Annotated in this window: 13 protein-coding genes and 1 pseudogene; 8 read left to right on the top strand and 6 right to left on the bottom strand. The window is 53.3% G+C overall.

All coding sequences use genetic code 11. The annotated features are described in order from the left end of the window. Nucleotides 1–28: 28 nt before the first annotated feature. From xni to queF, 5 genes are all read right to left on the bottom strand, one after another. Nucleotides 29–784 carry a flap endonuclease Xni gene (xni, locus tag FDW98_RS01050; protein ID WP_096755888.1) on the bottom strand — a complete coding sequence of 252 codons (756 nt, stop codon included), beginning with the start codon at nt 782–784 and terminating at the stop codon, nt 29–31. A gap of 166 nt (nt 785–950) precedes the next feature. Next, entirely contained in the window at nt 951–2,318 is a 1,368-nt protein-coding gene (locus tag FDW98_RS01045) for an L-serine ammonia-lyase (protein ID WP_096755889.1), read from the bottom strand. 34 nt (nt 2,319–2,352) lie between these two features. Continuing rightward, entirely contained in the window at nt 2,353–3,642 is a 1,290-nt protein-coding gene (locus FDW98_RS01040; RefSeq protein WP_096755890.1) for an HAAAP family serine/threonine permease, read from the bottom strand. 561 nt (nt 3,643–4,203) lie between these two features. Further along, the gene (ppnN, locus tag FDW98_RS01035; RefSeq protein WP_096755891.1) at nt 4,204–5,568 is read right to left on the bottom strand and encodes a nucleotide 5'-monophosphate nucleosidase PpnN; all 1,365 of its coding nucleotides are present in this window, start codon (nt 5,566–5,568) and stop codon (nt 4,204–4,206) included. Between the two features lie 113 nt (nt 5,569–5,681). Beyond that, on the bottom strand, nt 5,682–6,530 hold the full coding sequence (gene queF / locus FDW98_RS01030) for an NADPH-dependent 7-cyano-7-deazaguanine reductase QueF (protein WP_096755892.1): 849 nt from the start codon (nt 6,528–6,530) through the stop codon (nt 5,682–5,684). Between the two features lie 68 nt (nt 6,531–6,598). On the opposite strand from queF, the gene syd reads away from it, so the two are divergent. The 6 genes from syd to FDW98_RS00995 all read left to right on the top strand — a co-directional run bounded on the left by syd (nt 6,599) and on the right by FDW98_RS00995 (nt 12,537). Continuing rightward, nucleotides 6,599–7,144, top strand: a complete 546-nt coding sequence (syd, locus tag FDW98_RS01025) for a SecY-interacting protein (protein ID WP_096755893.1) — start codon at nt 6,599–6,601, stop codon at nt 7,142–7,144. A gap of 634 nt (nt 7,145–7,778) precedes the next feature. Next, nucleotides 7,779–8,108, top strand: a complete 330-nt coding sequence (locus FDW98_RS01015; RefSeq protein ID WP_096759337.1) for a YqcC family protein — start codon at nt 7,779–7,781, stop codon at nt 8,106–8,108. After that, on the top strand, nt 8,108–8,890 hold the full coding sequence (gene truC, locus FDW98_RS01010) for a tRNA pseudouridine(65) synthase TruC (RefSeq protein WP_096755894.1): 783 nt from the start codon (nt 8,108–8,110) through the stop codon (nt 8,888–8,890). The genes FDW98_RS01015 and truC overlap by 1 nt, the downstream gene beginning before the upstream one ends. A gap of 19 nt (nt 8,891–8,909) precedes the next feature. After that, the gene (locus FDW98_RS01005) at nt 8,910–9,359 is read left to right on the top strand and encodes a flavodoxin (protein WP_096755895.1); all 450 of its coding nucleotides are present in this window, start codon (nt 8,910–8,912) and stop codon (nt 9,357–9,359) included. A gap of 482 nt (nt 9,360–9,841) precedes the next feature. Next, nucleotides 9,842–11,194: a galactarate/glucarate/glycerate transporter GudP gene (gene gudP, locus FDW98_RS01000; protein WP_096755896.1), complete on the top strand. Its 1,353-nt coding sequence runs from the start codon at nt 9,842–9,844 to the stop codon at nt 11,192–11,194. A gap of 2 nt (nt 11,195–11,196) precedes the next feature. After that, nucleotides 11,197–12,537 carry an enolase C-terminal domain-like protein gene (locus tag FDW98_RS00995; RefSeq protein ID WP_096755897.1) on the top strand — a complete coding sequence of 447 codons (1,341 nt, stop codon included), beginning with the start codon at nt 11,197–11,199 and terminating at the stop codon, nt 12,535–12,537. A 20-nt stretch (nt 12,538–12,557) separates the two neighbouring features. Here the strand turns inward: FDW98_RS00995 and barA are convergent. Continuing rightward, a pseudogene (barA, locus tag FDW98_RS00990) lies at nt 12,558–14,606 on the bottom strand (two-component sensor histidine kinase BarA); the annotation flags it as partial. A gap of 57 nt (nt 14,607–14,663) precedes the next feature. Between barA and rlmD the strand changes: the two are divergent. Together rlmD and relA are read left to right on the top strand one after the other, a co-directional pair. Then, nucleotides 14,664–15,962 carry a 23S rRNA (uracil(1939)-C(5))-methyltransferase RlmD gene (gene rlmD, locus FDW98_RS00985; protein ID WP_096755901.1) on the top strand — a complete coding sequence of 433 codons (1,299 nt, stop codon included), beginning with the start codon at nt 14,664–14,666 and terminating at the stop codon, nt 15,960–15,962. A 98-nt stretch (nt 15,963–16,060) separates the two neighbouring features. Continuing rightward, nucleotides 16,061–18,295, top strand: coding sequence for a GTP diphosphokinase (relA, locus tag FDW98_RS00980; protein ID WP_096755902.1), 2,235 nt, complete (start codon nt 16,061–16,063; stop codon nt 18,293–18,295). Nucleotides 18,296–18,310: the final 15 nt, after the last annotated feature.

Below are 18,310 nucleotides of genomic sequence, written 5' to 3'. Positions count from 1 at the left end.
ATCCGGCAACAGCGCTATCGCCAAAGAACTACCGTACCAGGCGTAGTTGCTGTAGGTTCCCGTCGATATGTAAGTCCGTTTGCAACCGGGCAATATCGCGGCATAGAAATGCCATTTCTTTGTGCGCCTCGAGCTTCTTGCGCCACTTTTCCGGCACGTCATCAAGCCGGGCGTAAATCCCTTCCAGATGCTGAAACTGCACGAGCAGTTGGGTCGCACTTTTTGGGCCAATACCGGCGACACCAGGTACTTTTGAACTGCTTATTCCCGCTAGCCCCCAGTAATCCGGCAGTTGCTGAGGCTGTACACCAAACTCTTTTTCGATGAACGGCGCATCCAGCCAGCGCTTCTGGAAATAGTCGCGAATACGCAGGGCAGGAGAGAGCAACTGGCAGTAACCTTTATCGGTTGAGACGATGGTGGCCTGATGCCCGGCCTGGGTGACTTTCACCGCCAGCGTTGCGGCTAGATCGTCAGCTTCATTACCGCTGGAAACCCAGCAGCAGACGCCGCGTTGTTCAAAGGCCGCGCGTAAGGCGGGCATTTCTTGATGGAGTTCGTCGGGCATCGGTGGGCGACCAGCTTTGTAGTCGGGCAGCCGTTGGTGACGCCAGCCGCTGTTACGCGCTTCGTCATCAAACACCGCCACGGCGTGCGTAGGCTGGCTGTGCACGAGCAATAAATCGAGCGCGTGCTGGCAGGTCTCCACGCAGGGCGATCCCTGAACAGCGTGAATACGGCGGATGAGGTTCAGTGCATCGACAATGAGCAGATGGACGGCCACGGTGTTCTCCCTTACGAATCAGCCTGTAGGGTAACATTCACGGCGAGTGGAGGCGAAGATCTGAAACAACATTTTGCCGGATGGCGGCTGACGCCTTATCCGGCCTACAAATGACTACGGTACTGTAGGCCGGATAAGCTTGCGCCATCCGGCAATGGGTTGGGACTTAATCGCAGGTGACAACTTTCATCGCCAGGCCGCCACGAGAGGTTTCGCGGTACTTGGCATTCATGTCTTTACCGGTCTCGTACATGGTCTCGATCACTTTATCGAGGCACACGCGCGGCTCGCTGGTACGGCGTAGCGCCATACGTGCGGCGTTAACCGCTTTGACTGAGGCAATAGCGTTACGCTCGATACATGGGACCTGAACCTGGCCCGCAACCGGATCGCATGTCAGCCCCAGGTTGTGTTCCATACCGATTTCTGCCGCGATGCACACCTGGGTAGGGCTACCGCCCAGCAGTTCCGCCAGACCCGCTGCCGCCATTGAGCAGGCCACACCAACTTCACCCTGGCAACCCACTTCGGCACCCGAGATAGAGGCGTTCATCTTGTACAGGGAACCAATCGCACTCGCGACCAGCATGTAGCGTGCCAGCGAGTTAGCGTTCACTTCGCGGATAAACTTGTCGTAGTAAGCCAGTACCGCAGGAACGATCCCACACGCACCGTTGGTCGGGGCGGTAACCACACGTCCACCGGCCGCATTCTCTTCGTTCACCGCCAGCGCGAACATGTTAATCCAGTCCACGACCGCCATTGGGTCGGTGGTGGTTTTGTCACTGCTGACCAGCATGCGACGCAGCGCTGCGGCACGACGTGGCACGCGCAGTTTACCCGGCAAGACGCCTTCGGTGGTGATACCGCGTTCAATCCCGCTACGCATCACTTCCCAGACGTTAGCAAAGTGCTGTTCCAGCTCTTCTTTGCTGTGCAGGGCCAGTTCGTTTTGCATCATCAGACCAGAAAGCGACAGGCCGGTTTCCTGGCAATGTCGTTGCAGATCGGCGGCGGATTTGTACGGATAGGGCACGTTTACCGGCGAGCTGTTCGGCAGGCCGAAATGTTCTTCATCAACGATGAAACCACCGCCAATGGAATAGTAAGTCTGGCTGTAGAGGACTTTTTCGCCGGCCAGGGCGGTAATGCGCATGCCGTTTTCGTGCAGGGACAGATTGTCCGCATGGAAATTCATGCACTTATCGACCGGGAACTCCACTTCATGCTGACCGTCTGCCAGCAGCAAACGTCCGTGAGTATTCACATCCTGGATAAAGGACGGAATGGCATCGATGTCTACGGTGTCAGGCAAATTACCCGCCAGGCCCATAATAATCGCGATGTCAGTGTGATGGCCTTTCCCCGTCAGAGACAGAGAGCCGTAAACATCAACCACGACGCGGGTTACGTCAGTGAGTATTCCGCGAGCAATCAGGTCATCCGTGAATTGTTTGCCTGCTTTCATTGGACCCACAGTGTGGGAGCTGGAAGGGCCAATGCCGATTTTGAAGATATCGAATACGCTAATCATGAGGCGTCCATTGTCCCGTAGGCGGCGCAGGGGATTAACTAAACAGCGAGTAGAAAATAGCGGAGATGGCAATCAGACCCATAATCACAACGAAGACGTTGCTGATATGGCCGCTGTACTTACGCATGGCCGGGACTTTCTGAATCGCATACATCGGCATCAGGAACAGAATCATCGCGATGATTGGGCCACCCAGGGTTTCAATCATACCGAGGATGCTCGGGTTCAGCGTTGCCACGATCCAGGTGGTAACCAGCATGAACAGCGCAGTGAGTTTGTTCAGCTTGTTGACTTCGATGGATTTGCCTTTACCACGCAGGTGCTTAATCACCATACCATTGAAGCCTTCACGTGCGCCCAGGTAGTGGCCGAGGAAGGATTTGGTGATAGCGATCATCGCGATAATCGGTGCCATCCAGGCAATGATCGGTGCGTTAAAGTGGTTCGCCAGGTAAGACAGGATGGAGATGTTCTGCTCTTTCGCCGCAGCCAGATCCGCCGGGGTCAGGCTAAACACGCAGCTGAAGACGAAGAACATAACGGTCAGCACCATCATGATGTGAGCGAATGCCAGAATCTTGGAGCATTTCTTCTCTGCTTCATCACCGTACTCTTCACGCTTCGCAACGGCGAAGGAGGAGATGATCGGTGAGTGGTTGAAGGAGAATACCATTACCGGAATTGCCAGCCACAGGGTCAACAACAGGCCATTGCCAGTGGTTGCTGCAGAGTCAAAGGACAGGGTTTCCAGAACCGCACCGCTCCACTGAGGGATCAGGTACAGTGCCAGCAGCATCAGCGCTGCAACGAACGGGAATACCAGGATGCTCATCGCCTTCACGATCATCTGCTCACCGAAGCGCACGATGGTCATCATACCGATAATCAGGATCAGCGACAGGATGGCACGCGGCGGAGGCGTAATTGCCAGCTGATGGGTCAGGAAGCTCTCGACGGTATTGGTAATCGCTACGCTGTAAACCAACAGAATTGGGTAGATAGCGAAGAAATAGAGCAGCGTAATCAGTTTACCTGCGCCAACACCAAAGTGTTCTTCTACCACTTCGGTGATGTCTTCACCCGGATTTTTACCGGATAACACGAAACGGGTCAGACCACGGTGTGCAAAGTAGGTCATTGGGAAGGCAAGAATAGCCATGATGATCAGCGGGATCAGACCGCCAACACCGGCGTTAATTGGCAGGAACAAGACACCCGCGCCAATTGCCGTACCGTAAAGGCCCAGCATCCACATGGTGTCAGTCTTGCGCCATGCGCTGCGGGTCTGGCCCGTAACGATAGTGCTGGTTTGCGTGTTTTCCATCTATTTCTCCTGGAGGAAGCTTAAAAAGTCAGGTTTGGGTTCAATCCACTGAAAAAAGACCCGACTGTAAAACGAATTCCGATTAGCGATTTTTTATATAATTTTTCGCCGTAATAATTTTCGGGCGGAAAGATACATTTAAGTTATGAATGTATCAGTGATCGGGATCCCAAATGCAATAATCCACTTTTTATGTGGATAAATTTGGACCATTAATCTATTAAAAAATAACCAAAGCGGATTTACGGGCGCGAAGGCTAGCATTAACGACATATGACGTGAAAGAGAACGCGAGAAGATACGAGTGTTGCGCTGTAAAAACTGTCATTTTCAGTGGATTCTTGCAACTAATGATAATTTATGATGATAAGTCACGGTCGAATTTGAAAGGTAAACGTTTGCGTATTGAGGGTTTTCTGACGAAACATTATTGATGTTTATGTTAGGAGTTGAGCTATGTGACTGGTATCACTAAAAAAGCCGGCTGGCTGCGAGGCCAAAACCGGCTTGGATATGGACAAATCTGTCACCGTGGTAGCCGCAGCTACCGGGCGTTAAACATCAGGCGCAGATTTCGTAGCAAGGAATGTAGGCCGAACCCGGCAACTTCATGCGGTGCTGTGCGACAAAGCCCTGCAGCAGGTCATCCATACGGCGCATCATCTCTCGGTCACCGTGGATCTTGTACGGCCCAAACTCTTCAATAGCGTGAATACCGACTTCCTTGACGTTACCCGCGACGATGCCGGAGAACGCGCGACGCAGGTCTGCAGCCAGTACTTCAACCGGTTGATCGGGGTACAGCTTCAGGTTCGCCATGTTTTCATGAGACGGTTCAAACGGCATCTGCAAATCAGGTGAAATGCGAATCGACCAGTTAAAGCTGTAGGCATCACCGGTGTCGCGGCGATTCTCTTTCACCAGCGGCATCGCTTTTTTCATCAGGCGAGCGACTTCTGAAGCATCGTCAATGATAATGCGGTAGTGGCGACGCGCGTCTTCACCCAGCGTGTGTACGATAAATTCATCCAGCACGCGGAAGTAGTCCGCACTCTCTTTTGGTCCCGTCAGGATCAGTGGCAGAACCTGATCTTTGTTCGCCGGGTTCATCAAGATCCCTAACAGGTACAGCAGCTCTTCCGCCGTTCCTACGCCGCCAGGGAAAATGATAATGCCGTGGGCAATACGGACAAATGCTTCCAGACGTTTTTCAATGTCCGGCATGATGATCAGTTCGTTGACCAGCGGGTTAGGCGGTTCGGCGGCAATGATTGACGGTTCAGTCATGCCGATAAAACGGCTGTCTTTGTAACGCTGCTGGGCGTGGCCCACCGCCGCGCCTTTCATGGGGGCTTCCATCGCACCAGGACCGCAGCCGGTACAGATGTTCAGCTCACGCAGGCCCAACTGGGTACCGACGCGACGAGCATACAGGTACTCATTTTCGTTGATGGAGTGACCGCCCCAGCAGACAACCATGTTCGGTGCTTCATCGACGTGCAGTGCCCGGGCGTTACGCAAGATGGAGAAGACGAGGTTGGTAATGTGAACCGAGCTTTCGAGATCCAGACGTTGAAAACGACCAGCGTTATGGATCTGGCCGTTAACGAAAAGAATGTCGCGCAGGACGGCAAACAGGTTGGCCTGCAGCGCACGAATAATGCGTCCATCAACAAACGCGTCTTCAGGCGGGTTAATCAGTTCCAGCTTAACGCCACGTTCACGGCGCAGCACGTTAATGTCGAAACTTTCAAAACGAGACAGCAGCTCTTTGCTGTTGTCGGTCAAACTGCCGGAGTTCAGGACGGCAAGCGAACAGTTACGAAACAGTTGATACAGGTCGCTGCTGGCCGTGCGTTTAAGCATATCGACTTCCAGCTGCGACAACATGTCCATTGAGCCAAGCGGGCTAATATGTGTAATCAAGTAAACTCCTTATGGGACGCAACACGTCATTCCCTGTTGATTACAATAGCTCTGGCTTATGACCTTTCACAACCTTGCGCGCGGAATCCGGCACGCAAAATTGAGAAATAAAGTTACTGACGCACCAGTCTACCGATAGCAGGGACAAAATCGGTGTTGGTTCGCCATGGATTAATGTCCAGACCGCCGCGTCGCGTGTAGCGGGCGTAGACGCTCAGCTTTTCCGGCTGGCAGAAGCGCAGAATGTCATTGAAAATGCGCTCCACGCACTGTTCATGGAATTCATTATGATGGCGGAAGGACACCAGATAACGCAGCAGCTGCTCCCTGTCGATTTTTCGTCCACGATACTGAATTTGTATAGAGCCCCAGTCGGGCTGGTGGGTGATCAAACAGTTAGATTTCAGCAGATGGCTGACTAGCGTTTCTTCCACTGCTTTCTCGCCGCTTGTGGCGTTCTCCAGATAATCAGTGGTGAACTGGTAGTTATCGATGACAATATCCTGGTCATCGATGCAGGTGCCATTGAAATGAGCAATCGGCTGTCCTTCCAGTTCATCGATACGGTACAGTGCCACGTGAACATCACCTTCGGCGCAGGCGCGCAAATCGTGTTCCAGCGTTTGGCGAACGGCATCCCATGAATCAAAGCGGGTCTGGTTAAAACTGTTCAGATACAGCTTAAAGCTTTTTGATTCAATCAGATTCACGCTGGTGTAGTCTAATTCGACATGCCCGACGGCAACCTGCGGTAAGCCATTGGCATTTAGCCATGACAGTTCATACAGCGTCCAGATATCGGCGCCATGAAAAGGAAGATTATCGACCTTTAAATCCAGCGGGTCGCGGTTCAGGCTACGCGGAACGCCCTGCAACAAACTGGCATCGTAATTATCCCGGTAATCTGTTGATTTACCGAGGGTCAGGCCGTCAAGCGCCTGATGGTTTTCATAAGAAGACATGTTTCACCGTCATAAACCAGATACACTATGTGTCAAGTGTATCCTGGCTTTTGTGAAGAGAGAAATCAGTGGACGAATTGACTGCGCAGGCGTTAACGGCCTTTACGACACGCTATTGCGATGCATGGCATGAGAAAAATAACAGCTGGCCTCTCAGCGAAGAATTATATGGCGTACCTTCCCCATGCATTATTTCCACGACCAGCGATGCCGTGTACTGGCAGCCTCAGCCGTTTGTGGGCGAAACGAATGTAAACGCGGTTGAACGCGCCTTTGACATTGTGGTACAACCCGCCGTTCACGCTTTTTATACCACCCAATTTGCCGGGGACATGCACGCGCAGTTTGCCGATGAAAAGCTCACGCTGCTGCAAACCTGGAGCGAAGATGACTTCAGGCGCGTTCAGGAAAACCTGATTGGCCATTTGGTCACGCAAAAGCGGCTCAAGCTCTCGCCGACGCTGTTTATTGCGACACAGGAAAATGAACTGGATGTCATTTCGGTGTGTAACCTGTCCGGGGAAGTGTGCAAAGAAACGCTGGGGACTCGTAAACGAACGGTGCTGTCGGCCTCTCTTGCGGATTTCCTGACTCAACTTAAGCCAGTTCTGTAATCCATTTTGCCCGCATGCGTGTGAGAGATCTCTTACAAACCCTGTAGGAGATCGCCAGGTAATAAGTGAAAGCTTAATGCAGGGCCTTCATAGTAAATGTATGTAATTCAGCTAGTTGATGTTTTATTCTCTGCTTTCATATGAAAAAAACCTTAAAGGAATGTCTGTAAGTATCTTGTAAGACAAAGCGAAACAGGCGATTCTATCTCCGTCGACAAGGAGTCGCACAACGAAGTGAACATCAGGATGATGACACTTCTGCAGGACACACCAGGATGGTGTTACAAGGATAGGCTTCAGGACGAAGCAAAGAGGAAAACGCCGGATGCGTTAAGGGACACCTCCAGGAAGGAGAATGAGAGCCGGGCAGGATGGTCGGCGGGTCAGGATGGCCACGGACACTTCAGGATGAAGTTTTCACATCGGGGTGATGTGAGCAGGATGCAAATGTTCAGGATGAACAGGTCGTAAGACCACAGGAAAAGTTGTCATGGATGAGCAGGGAGCACTAAAAGTAGCTGGAATGCTGCGAAACGAACCGGGAGCACTGTTTTTTTACAGTGCTCCCTTTTTTTATTTCCTGCCCACAAATGCTATTCTTCGCGCCAGATTTTTCATCAATGAGGTTAATTTCATGACGACTCATGACCGTGTGCGCCAGCAACTCCACGCGCTTGAAGCGCTGTTGCGTGAGCATAATCACTGGCGAATGGATGAGCCTGAGGCGCATTTATTTACCAGCACGCAGCCTTTTTGTATGGATACCATGGAGCCGGTTGAATGGCTGCAATGGGTATTGATTCCCCGCATGCATGCTCTGCTTGATAACGCGCAGCCGCTTCCAGAGGCGTTTGCCATCGCACCGTATTACGAAATGGCGCTGACCGCCGACCATCCACAGCGTGAAGTGCTTCTCGTTGCATTACAGGAGCTGGATGCACTGTTTACCAGCGATAAATCCTGATGCTTGAGATCCTCTATCAGGACGAATGGCTGGTTGCTGTTAACAAACCTTCTGGTTGGTTGGTTCACCGCAGCTGGCTCGACCGCGATGAGAAAGTGGTCGTGATGCAAACGGTGCGTGACCAGATTGGTCAGCATGTTTTTACCGTGCATCGCCTCGACCGACCGACATCCGGCGTGCTGCTGATGGGATTGTCCAGCGAAGCCGGGCGTTTGCTGTCGCAGCAGTTTGAACAGCATCAAATTCAAAAGCGTTATCATGCCATTGTGCGTGGCTGGCTAATGGATGACGCGGTGCTGGATTACCCGCTGGTGGAAGAGTTGGATAAAATTGCCGACAAATTTTCCCGTGAAGATAAAGATCCGCAACCGGCGGTCACCCACTATCGCGGACTGGCAACGGTAGAAATGCCGGTGGCCACCGGGCGTTATCCAACGACTCGCTACGGACTGGTAGAGCTTGAGCCTAAAACCGGTCGTAAACACCAGCTCCGGCGGCATCTGTCCCATTTACGCCATCCTATTATTGGCGACAGTAAGCACGGTGATTTGCGGCAGAACCGCAGTGCGGCGGAGCATTTCGGTTGCCAGCGCTTAATGTTGCATGCCAGCCAGCTTACGCTTACCCATCCGTTCACTGGCGAGCCATTGGTGATTCGCGCGGGTCTGGATGACGTCTGGATGCAGGCGCTATCGCAGTTTGGCTGGCGTGGACTTCTCCCTGAGAATGAAAGGGTTGAGTTCAGCGAGCGGTCAGGTCAGGATGAGCAAATAGATTCTTAAGTCCCTGGAGAAAAAGGTTATGGCGGAAATTGGTATTTTTGTCGGCACGATGTACGGAAACTCGCTGTTGGTAGCCGAAGAGGCTGAAGCTATCCTTACCGGACAGGGCCATAAGGCTACGGTGTTTGAAGATCCAGAGCTGGCGGACTGGCAGGCGTATCAAGACAAATACGTCCTGGTGGTGACTTCAACGACCGGGCAGGGCGATCTTCCGGACAGCATTGTGCCACTGTTTCAGGGAATCAAAGATAATCTTGGTTTCCAGCCAAATCTGCATTATGGCGTGATCGCACTCGGCGACAGCAGCTACGTTAACTTCTGCAACGGCGGAAAACAGTTCGACGCGTTGTTGCAGGAACAAAGCGCGCAGCGCGTGGGTGAGATGTTGTTGATTGATGCCAGCGAGCACCCTGAGCCGGAAAGTGAATCCAATCCCTGGGTAGAACATTGGGGAACTCTCCTGTCTTGAGGCTTCCCCTCCCCCCTACCGGGAGGGTGTCCTGCTTGTGCCAGCAAGCAAAAAGAACGACCTGGCCATATCCTAATAAAACTGAATCGTGTTAGCTTCGGGCAAATGCCTGTAAAAACCTTCATTTAAAAGTGGTTTTACAGGCGTTTTCATAGGATCAAGCGACCCGTTTCACACTCCTTTCTTTTCCGTCCTGATATTTCCTTATTCAACCCTCTGGTTTTCATTTCCGTGAAGTCGCTTCCAGTCACCAGGGCTTTTGCCACAAACAGGCTTGGTGTGTGGACTAAATACTGTGTTGTTGCACGGTGAGTGTTTCCTGCCTGCTTTTTATACTCCTCATGCCAGTTATAAGAAAATGCAGCATGCAAGGCGAACAACCTCCAAAAAAGCTGCCTATACACCAAACGTTACCTCTGACCCCTACCGGTTTTGCAATTCAGAGTGAGCGAATAAAAACGCGAAAATTCAGGAGTGCAACAATGAGTTCATTAAGTCAGGCGGCGAGCGGCGCGGAAAAGCGCACTAATGCTCGCTACTGGATAGTGGTGATGCTGTTTATCGTCACATCCTTCAACTATGGCGACCGCGCCACCTTATCCATTGCCGGTTCGGAGATGGCCAAAGATATTGGCCTCGATGCTGTCGGTATGGGTTACGTTTTCTCTGCATTCTCATGGGCCTATGTTATCGGCCAGATCCCCGGCGGCTGGTTGCTCGACCGCTTTGGTTCTAAACGTGTCTACTTCTGGTCCATCTTTATTTGGTCCCTGTTTACCCTGCTGCAAGGCTTCGTCGATATCTTCAGCGGCTTTGGCATTATCATCGCGCTGTTTACGTTGCGATTCCTTGTCGGTTTAGCCGAAGCGCCTTCCTTCCCCGGCAATAGTCGCATTGTGGCGGCGTGGTTCCCGGCGCAGGAGAGGGGCACTGCGGTGTCGATTTTTAACTCCGCACAGTACTTTGCCACCGTTATCTTCGCGCCGATCATGGGTTGGCTGACTCACGAAGTGGGCTGGTCGCACGTGTTCTTCTTTATGGGCGGCCTCGGGATCGTTATCAGCTTCGTCTGGCTGAAAGTAATTCACGAACCTAACCAGCATCCAGGTGTGAACCAAAAAGAGCTGGATTACATCGCCGCAGGCGGCGCGCTGATCAACATGGATCAGGCGGCAGCGAAAACGAAAGTCCCGTTCAGTGTGAAGTGGGGACAAATTAAGCAGTTGATTGGTTCGCGCATGATGGTGGGGATCTACATCGGCCAGTATTGCATTAACGCGCTGACCTACTTCTTTATCACCTGGTTTCCGGTTTACCTGGTGCAGGCGCGCGGTATGTCGATTCTGAAGGCCGGTTTTGTGGCGTCGGTTCCGGCTATCTGCGGCTTTGTGGGCGGCGTGCTCGGCGGGATTATTTCCGACTGGCTGATGCGTCGTACCGGATCGCTGAATATTGCGCGTAAAACGCCGATCGTGATGGGTATGCTGTTGTCGATGGTGATGGTGTTCTGTAACTACGTCGACGTTGAATGGATGATTATTGGCTTTATGGCGCTGGCCTTCTTCGGGAAAGGCATCGGTGCGCTCGGCTGGGCAGTGATGGCGGATACTGCGCCGAAAGAGATCAGCGGCCTGAGCGGCGGTCTGTTCAACATGTTTGGCAATATTTCCGGTATCGTGACGCCGATTGCGATTGGCTACATCGTGGGCACCACCGGTTCGTTCAACGGTGCGTTGATTTACGTTGGGGTGCATGCGCTGATTGCGGTGCTGAGCTATCTGGTGCTGGTGGGCGATATTAAGCGTATCGAACTGAAACCTGTGGCAGGGCAATGACGATGACAACACAATCGAGTCCCGTTATCACCGACATGAAGGTTATTCCGGTAGCCGGTCATGACAGCATGCTGCTCAACATCGGCGGTGCGCATAACGCGTATTTTACCCGCAATATCGTGGTACTGACCGACAACGCCGGGAATACCGGCGTCGGTGAAGCGCCGGGCGGTGAAGTGATTTATCAGACGCTCCTTGACGCCATCCCGATGGTATTAGGCCAGGAAGTCGCCCGTCTGAACAAAGTGGTGCAGCAGGTGCATAAAGGCAACCAGGCCGCTGACTTTGACACCTTCGGTAAAGGCGCCTGGACCTTTGAGCTGCGGGTTAATGCGGTAGCTGCGCTGGAAGCAGCGCTGCTCGACCTGCTGGGTAAAGCGCTCAACGTGCCGGTCTGTGAACTGTTAGGGCCGGGCAGGCAGCGCGATGCGGTAACCGTGCTGGGCTATCTGTTCTACGTAGGCGATCGCACGAAGACAGATTTGCCGTATCTGGAGACGACGCCGGGCAACCATGACTGGTATCACCTGCGTCATCAGCAAGCGATGAACAGCGAGGCGGTCGTGCGCCTGGCGGAGGCCTCGCAGGACCGCTACGGTTTTAAAGATTTCAAACTCAAGGGCGGCGTGCTGCCCGGTGAGCAGGAAATTGAGACCGCCCGTGCGCTGAAAAAACGTTTCCCGGATGCACGTATTACGGTCGACCCTAACGGCGCCTGGCTGCTGGATGAAGCTATCTCATTGTGCAAAGGGCTGAACGATGTGCTGACCTACGCTGAAGATCCGTGCGGTGCCGAACAAGGGTTCTCGGGTCGCGAAGTGATGGCAGAATTCCGCCGCGCGACTGGTCTACCTGTGGCGACCAACATGATCGCCACTAACTGGCGCGAAATGGGCCACGCGGTGATGCTGAACTCCGTCGATATTCCGCTGGCCGATCCGCACTTCTGGACGCTTTCTGGTGCGGTGCGCGTGGCACAGTTGTGCGATGACTGGGGGCTGACCTGGGGCTGTCACTCGAACAACCACTTCGATATTTCGCTGGCGATGTTTACCCACGTGGGCGCTGCTGCGCCCGGCAAGCCGACGGCGATTGATACCCACTGGATCTGGCAGGAGGGCGATTGCCGCCTGACCAAAAATCCGCTGGAGATTAAGCACGGAAAAATTGCGGTTCCGGACGCCCCAGGGCTGGGCGTGGAGCTGGACTGGGAACAGGTTAACAAGGCCCATGAAGCCTACAAGAGACTGCCCGGCGGCGCGCGTAATGATGCGGGTCCGATGCAGTACCTGCTCCCTGGATGGACCTTCGACCGTAAACGCCCCGTTTTCGGCCGCCACTAGATTTTGAATAAGGACTTTATTATGAGCACACAATTTACGACCCCCGTTGTTACCGCCATGACGGTCATCGCAATTTTGCTCTCGTCGACCAGCAACGGCTCGTTGCTTTGGTTCAGATGACAATACTCCGTCAGGGCAGGCAGCAGGCGGGTTGACGTGAGCGGTTTTAACAGACACGCCGCAGCGCCGCCTTGTTTTAATTTCTCAGCGTTAATCTGCGCATGGCAAGGCAGCGCCAGTAACAAGAAGTCGGTCATTGCCCGGGCGCTTGCCAGCCGTTCATGTTGCATGGTGAGCGGTTCGCGCAGCGTCACCGGTACGCCAAGCAGTAGAATATCGTAGTGTTCTGCCGGCAACGCGGAGAATGACGGGCTATAAATCACCTCCAGCGGCGTTTCGCTCAGGATATCCAGCGTACATTGTGCCGCATTGGCGTTGGGTTCTACGTAGGCCAGTCGTTTCCCGGCCAGACAGCGGGTAGGTGAGCGTTCACTGAGTACGTTAGGATTGAGGTCAAGGCTGATGTGGAACCAGAAGGTTGATCCACGATTGGGCTGACTGTGGAAGGAGATATCCCCGCCCATTTCGTTGACCAGTTTTTGCGTAATCACCAGGCCCAGCCCGGTGCCGCCGTGGCGTCGCGAAATACTGGCATCCGCCTGGCGGAAGGCCTGGAACAGGCGCGACTGATCGCGTTCTGGAATGCCGATACCGGTATCGCGGATTTGCACTTCAATCTGCACTTTGGTGTTACTGAGGGCGCGTTTCTCCACCAGAATATCGATATTGCCGCTCTCGGTAAATTTGATGGCATTGCCGACCAGATTGGTGATGACCTGCTGCAAACGCAGTGGATCGCCAATCACATTGTCTGGCACGTCGTTCTTGATATTGAGTGTTAGCTCCAGCCCTTTATCATGGGAGGAGTGCGCCAACAGCGTCACCACATCGTCCAGCGTGCTGCGTAGCGGGAACGGGATACTTTCCAGAATCAACTTGCCTGCTTCCAGTTTGGAGAAGTCGAGCACGTCGTTGATGATGGCCAGCAAATTGTTGGCGGAGCGTTCAATGGTATTCAGGTGATCGCGCTGGGTGGTGTTCAACTCGGTTTTCAGCGTCAGGCGGGTAAAGCCAATCACGCCATTGAGCGGCGTACGCAGCTCATGCGACATGTTTGCCAGAAACTCGGATTTGATACGCGCCGCTTCCTGGGCGCGTTTCTTCGCCAGATCCAGCTCAACGTTCTGGATCTCCATCTGCTCCAGCGTTTCGCGTAGGTCAGACGTGGCCTGATCGATATTGTGCTGCATCTCTTCATGGTAGGCCGCCAGCGACATCGCCATCGAGTTGATGCCGTTTTTCAGCATATCCAACTCGCCCAGCATGAAGCCTTCTACTCGACTGTCGAGCTGCCCTCGTCGTATCCGGTCAACGGTATTCACCATGTTGCGGATAGGGCCGGTCACGTCGCGCATCAGACGCCAGCCAAAAATTAACGCAATACCGATGCAAAACAGCATCATCACGGTTGAAATAAAGATTTCTTTGTACTGCTGTAGCCGCACCGATTTAAGATCTAACTCAAGCGCCACGTACCCCAGCATATTTTTTGTGTTTTTCGCGTCGCTGACCACAGACTCATCCGGAGAATAACTTTCCGATATAATTGGGGTGCGCAGGATCATGATATCCCCCTGGCGGATGACGCTCAGTTTTCGGGGAAACGGCGCACCGGCAGGCAGCTGCATTTCTGATGGATCGAGATGGAAATTTGACGTGACGAACAGCCGATTATTTTCATCATAGACCGAAATCGCCCGCACAATTTCGGAATGGCGACGGTGCAGCACGCTGATAAGCTGGCCGATAGACTCCCGATTTTGTAGGTTCATGCCATATTCGCTGGAGACTGCGAGTGGCTCAATGATGCTGGCACCAGCATCTTCCAGTTGACGCTGCAAGTCGTTATAGCGATGCACAACAAAAAAGATACTGAGCAGCAAACCTATCAGGACGGTCGGTGCCAGGATCAGAATCATCATGCGAGCGCGCAGGCTGTAGTTGGTCATGGAGTTCCGTTATGGGACAATTAGGGTCACACTGTTAAATAGAGAAAACTCTCGTCGATGGCGCAATTCTACTCTGCAAAACGACGCGTGACGACGCGTCAGATCATAACCGTTACCGTCAATGACCTCGATCCTTTTGGTCAGGGCGTCGCTCGCCATAACGGGAAGACCCTGTTTATACCGGAATTACTGCCCCAGGAAAGCGCTGAGGTGGCAATCACCAAAGATAAAAAACAGTTCGCCCGCGCGCAAGTCAAACGTCGTTTAAATGACAGCCCAGACCGTGAAGTGCCACGTTGCCCACACTTTGGCGTATGTGGTGGCTGCCAGCAGCAGCATGCCAGCATTTCTTTACAGCAACGTAGCAAAAGCGCGGCGCTGTCACGCTTAATGAAATGTGAAGTGTCAGAGGTTATTGCCGACACGCCATGGGGCTATCGCCGTCGTGCGCGTTTAAGCCTGAACTATCGGGCGAAAGAAAAGCAGTTGCAGATGGGGTTTCGTAAATCTGGCTCCAGTGACATTATCGACGTGAAGCAGTGCCCCGTTTTGGTGCCCCAACTTGAGGCGCTGCTGCCCGATATCAGGGCGTGCCTGGAAAGTCTGCAAGGGTTACGCCATCTTGGCCATGTTGAATTAGTGCAGGCTGGCAACGGTACGGTGATGATTTTGCGCCATACGTCGCCGCTAAATACTGCTGATAAAGAAAAACTGGAATGCTTTTCGCATTCTCAGGGACTGTCTTTGTTTCTGGCCCCGCAAAGCGAGATACTGGAACGCGTTTCAGGAGAATCACCCTGGTATGACTCAAATGGGCTACGTTTAACCTTCAGCCCGCGTGATTTTATCCAGGTGAATGCCGGGGTAAATCAACAGATGGTTGCCCGAGCGCTGGAATGGCTGGATGTACAACCTGAAGATCGGGTGCTCGATCTGTTTTGCGGCATGGGTAACTTCACGCTGCCGCTAGCAACCCGTGCGGCTAGCGTGGTGGGCGTTGAAGGCGTGCCTGCGCTGGTGGATAAAGGCCGCGAGAACGCCCTGAATAACGGATTACACAATGTGACATTCTTTCATGAGAATCTTGAGGAGGATGTCACCCGGCAGCCGTGGGCAAAGAACGGATTTGACAAAGTTTTACTCGATCCCGCGCGTGCAGGTGCTGCAGGCGTGATGCAACATATTATAAAATTAAAACCGGGTCGCGTTGTTTATGTATCCTGTAATCCTGCTACGCTGGCTCGTGACAGCGAAGCGTTACTCAACGCGGGATACACCATTCAGCGACTGGCGATGCTCGATATGTTCCCGCACACCGGACACCTGGAGTCAATGGTCCTGTTTGAGCATAGGTAATGAATCTTATACCCACTGGGTTTCGGCGCGCAGTAGCCTGAAACCCAATGGGTACGGCTTGTCGACTTCGACAGGCCAGGCCCCTAAAGGAGAGGACGATGGTTGCGGTAAGAAGTGCACATATTAATAAAGCTGGTGAGTTTGATCCCAAAAAATGGATCGCCAGTCTGGGGATCACCAGCCAGCAGTCGTGTGAACGCTTAGCCGAAACCTGGGCGTATTGCCTGCAGCAGACACAGGGGCATCCGGATGCGGAGTTGCTGTTGTGGCGCGGCGTGGAGATGGTAGAAATTCTCTCTATGCTGAGTATGGATATGGACACGCTGCGGGCCGCTATGCTTTTCCCTCTGGCGGATGCCAACGTGGTCAGCGAAGACATCCTGAGCGAGAACGCGGGGAAGTCAATCGTCAATCTTATCCATGGCGTGCGTGATATGGCGGCGATACGTCAGCTGAAAGCCACGCATACCGATTCGGTCTCTTCCGAACAGGTTGATAACGTCCGCCGTATGCTGCTGGCCATGGTCGACGACTTCCGCTGTGTGGTCATTAAATTGGCGGAGCGTATCGCGCACCTGCGCGAAGTCAAGGACGCACCAGAAGACGAACGTGTACTGGCGGCAAAAGAGTGCACCAATATCTATGCGCCGCTGGCCAATCGATTAGGTATCGGGCAGTTAAAATGGGAGCTGGAAGATTACTGCTTCCGCTACCTGCATCCGGACGAATACAAGCGAATCGCCAAGCTGTTGCACGAACGCCGTATCGACAGAGAACACTACATTGATGAGTTCGTCGGTCACCTGCGTTCAGAGATGAAAATCGAAGGCGTGAAGGCCGAGGTGTACGGTCGTCCGAAACACATCTACAGCATCTGGCGCAAAATGCAGAAAAAACAGCTGGCTTTTGATGAGCTGTTCGATGTGCGCGCCGTGCGCATCGTCGCCGAGCGGTTACAGGATTGCTATGCCGCACTGGGGATAGTACATACTCACTATCGGCATCTGCCGGACGAGTTCGATGATTACGTCGCGAATCCCAAACCCAACGGTTATCAATCAATCCATACGGTTGTGTTGGGGCCGGGTGGTAAAACCATCGAAATCCAGATCCGCACTAAACAGATGCACGAGGATGCCGAACTGGGCGTCGCGGCGCACTGGAAGTACAAAGAAGGCACCGCTTCAGGTGCGGCGCGTTCGGGTCATGAAGACAGAATTGCCTGGCTGCGTAAGCTGATCGCCTGGCAGGAAGAGATGGCAGACTCCGGCGAGATGCTCGATGAAGTGCGTAGCCAGGTCTTTGATGACAGGGTTTATGTCTTTACGCCAAAAGGCGATGTGGTGGACTTACCGGCGGGCTCGACGCCGCTTGATTTTGCTTACCATATCCATAGTGATGTCGGTCATCGCTGTATTGGTGCCAAAATTGGTGGGCGTATTGTGCCGTTTACCTACCAGTTGCAGATGGGCGATCAAATTGAAATCATCACCCAGAAGCAGCCAAACCCAAGTCGCGATTGGCTGAACCCTAACCTCGGGTACGTGACCACAAGCCGTGGGCGCTCCAAGATCCATGCCTGGTTCCGCAAGCAGGATCGCGACAAGAATATCCTCGCGGGCAGACAAATCCTTGATGATGAACTGGCGCACTTAGGCATTAGTCTGAAAGAAGCCGAAAAGCATCTGCTGCCGCGCTACAACTTCAATGAGCTGGAAGAGCTGCTGGCGGCGATTGGCGGTGGGGATATCCGTCTTAACCAGATGGTGAACTTCCTGCAATCGCAGTTTAACAAGCCGAGCGCCGCCGAGCAGGATGCTGCCGCGCTGAAGCAGTTGCAGCAGAAAACGCATGCGCCACAAAACCGCCGTAAAGATGATGGTCGCGTGGTGGTTGAAGGGGTAGGTAATCTGATGCACCACATCGCACGCTGCTGCCAGCCGATTCCTGGCGATGAGATTGTGGGGTTCATCACCCAGGGGCGCGGTATATCCGTGCACCGGGCGGATTGCGAACAGCTGGTAGAACTGCGTTCTCATGCGCCGGAGCGTATCGTCGATGCGGTTTGGGGCGAAAGCTACTCGGCGGGGTATTCGCTGGTGGTCCGCGTCCTGGCGAACGATCGTAGCGGTTTATTGCGCGATATCACCACCATTCTCGCCAATGAGAAGGTGAACGTGCTGGGGGTTGCCAGTCGTAGCGATACCAAACAGCAGCTTGCCACCATCGATATGACCATCGAAATCTATAATCTGCAGGTGCTCGGGCGCGTACTTGGCAAGCTCAATCAGGTGCCGGATGTGATCGACGCACGTCGTCTGCACGGTAATTAATCATTTGTAGGCCGG

Source organism: Citrobacter sp. wls711 (assembly GCF_005281055.1).
GTDB lineage: Bacteria > Pseudomonadota > Gammaproteobacteria > Enterobacterales > Enterobacteriaceae > Citrobacter > Citrobacter gillenii.
The sequence above is the reverse complement of the archived record's forward strand: the minus strand, read 5'-3'. Positions and strand labels throughout refer to the sequence as shown.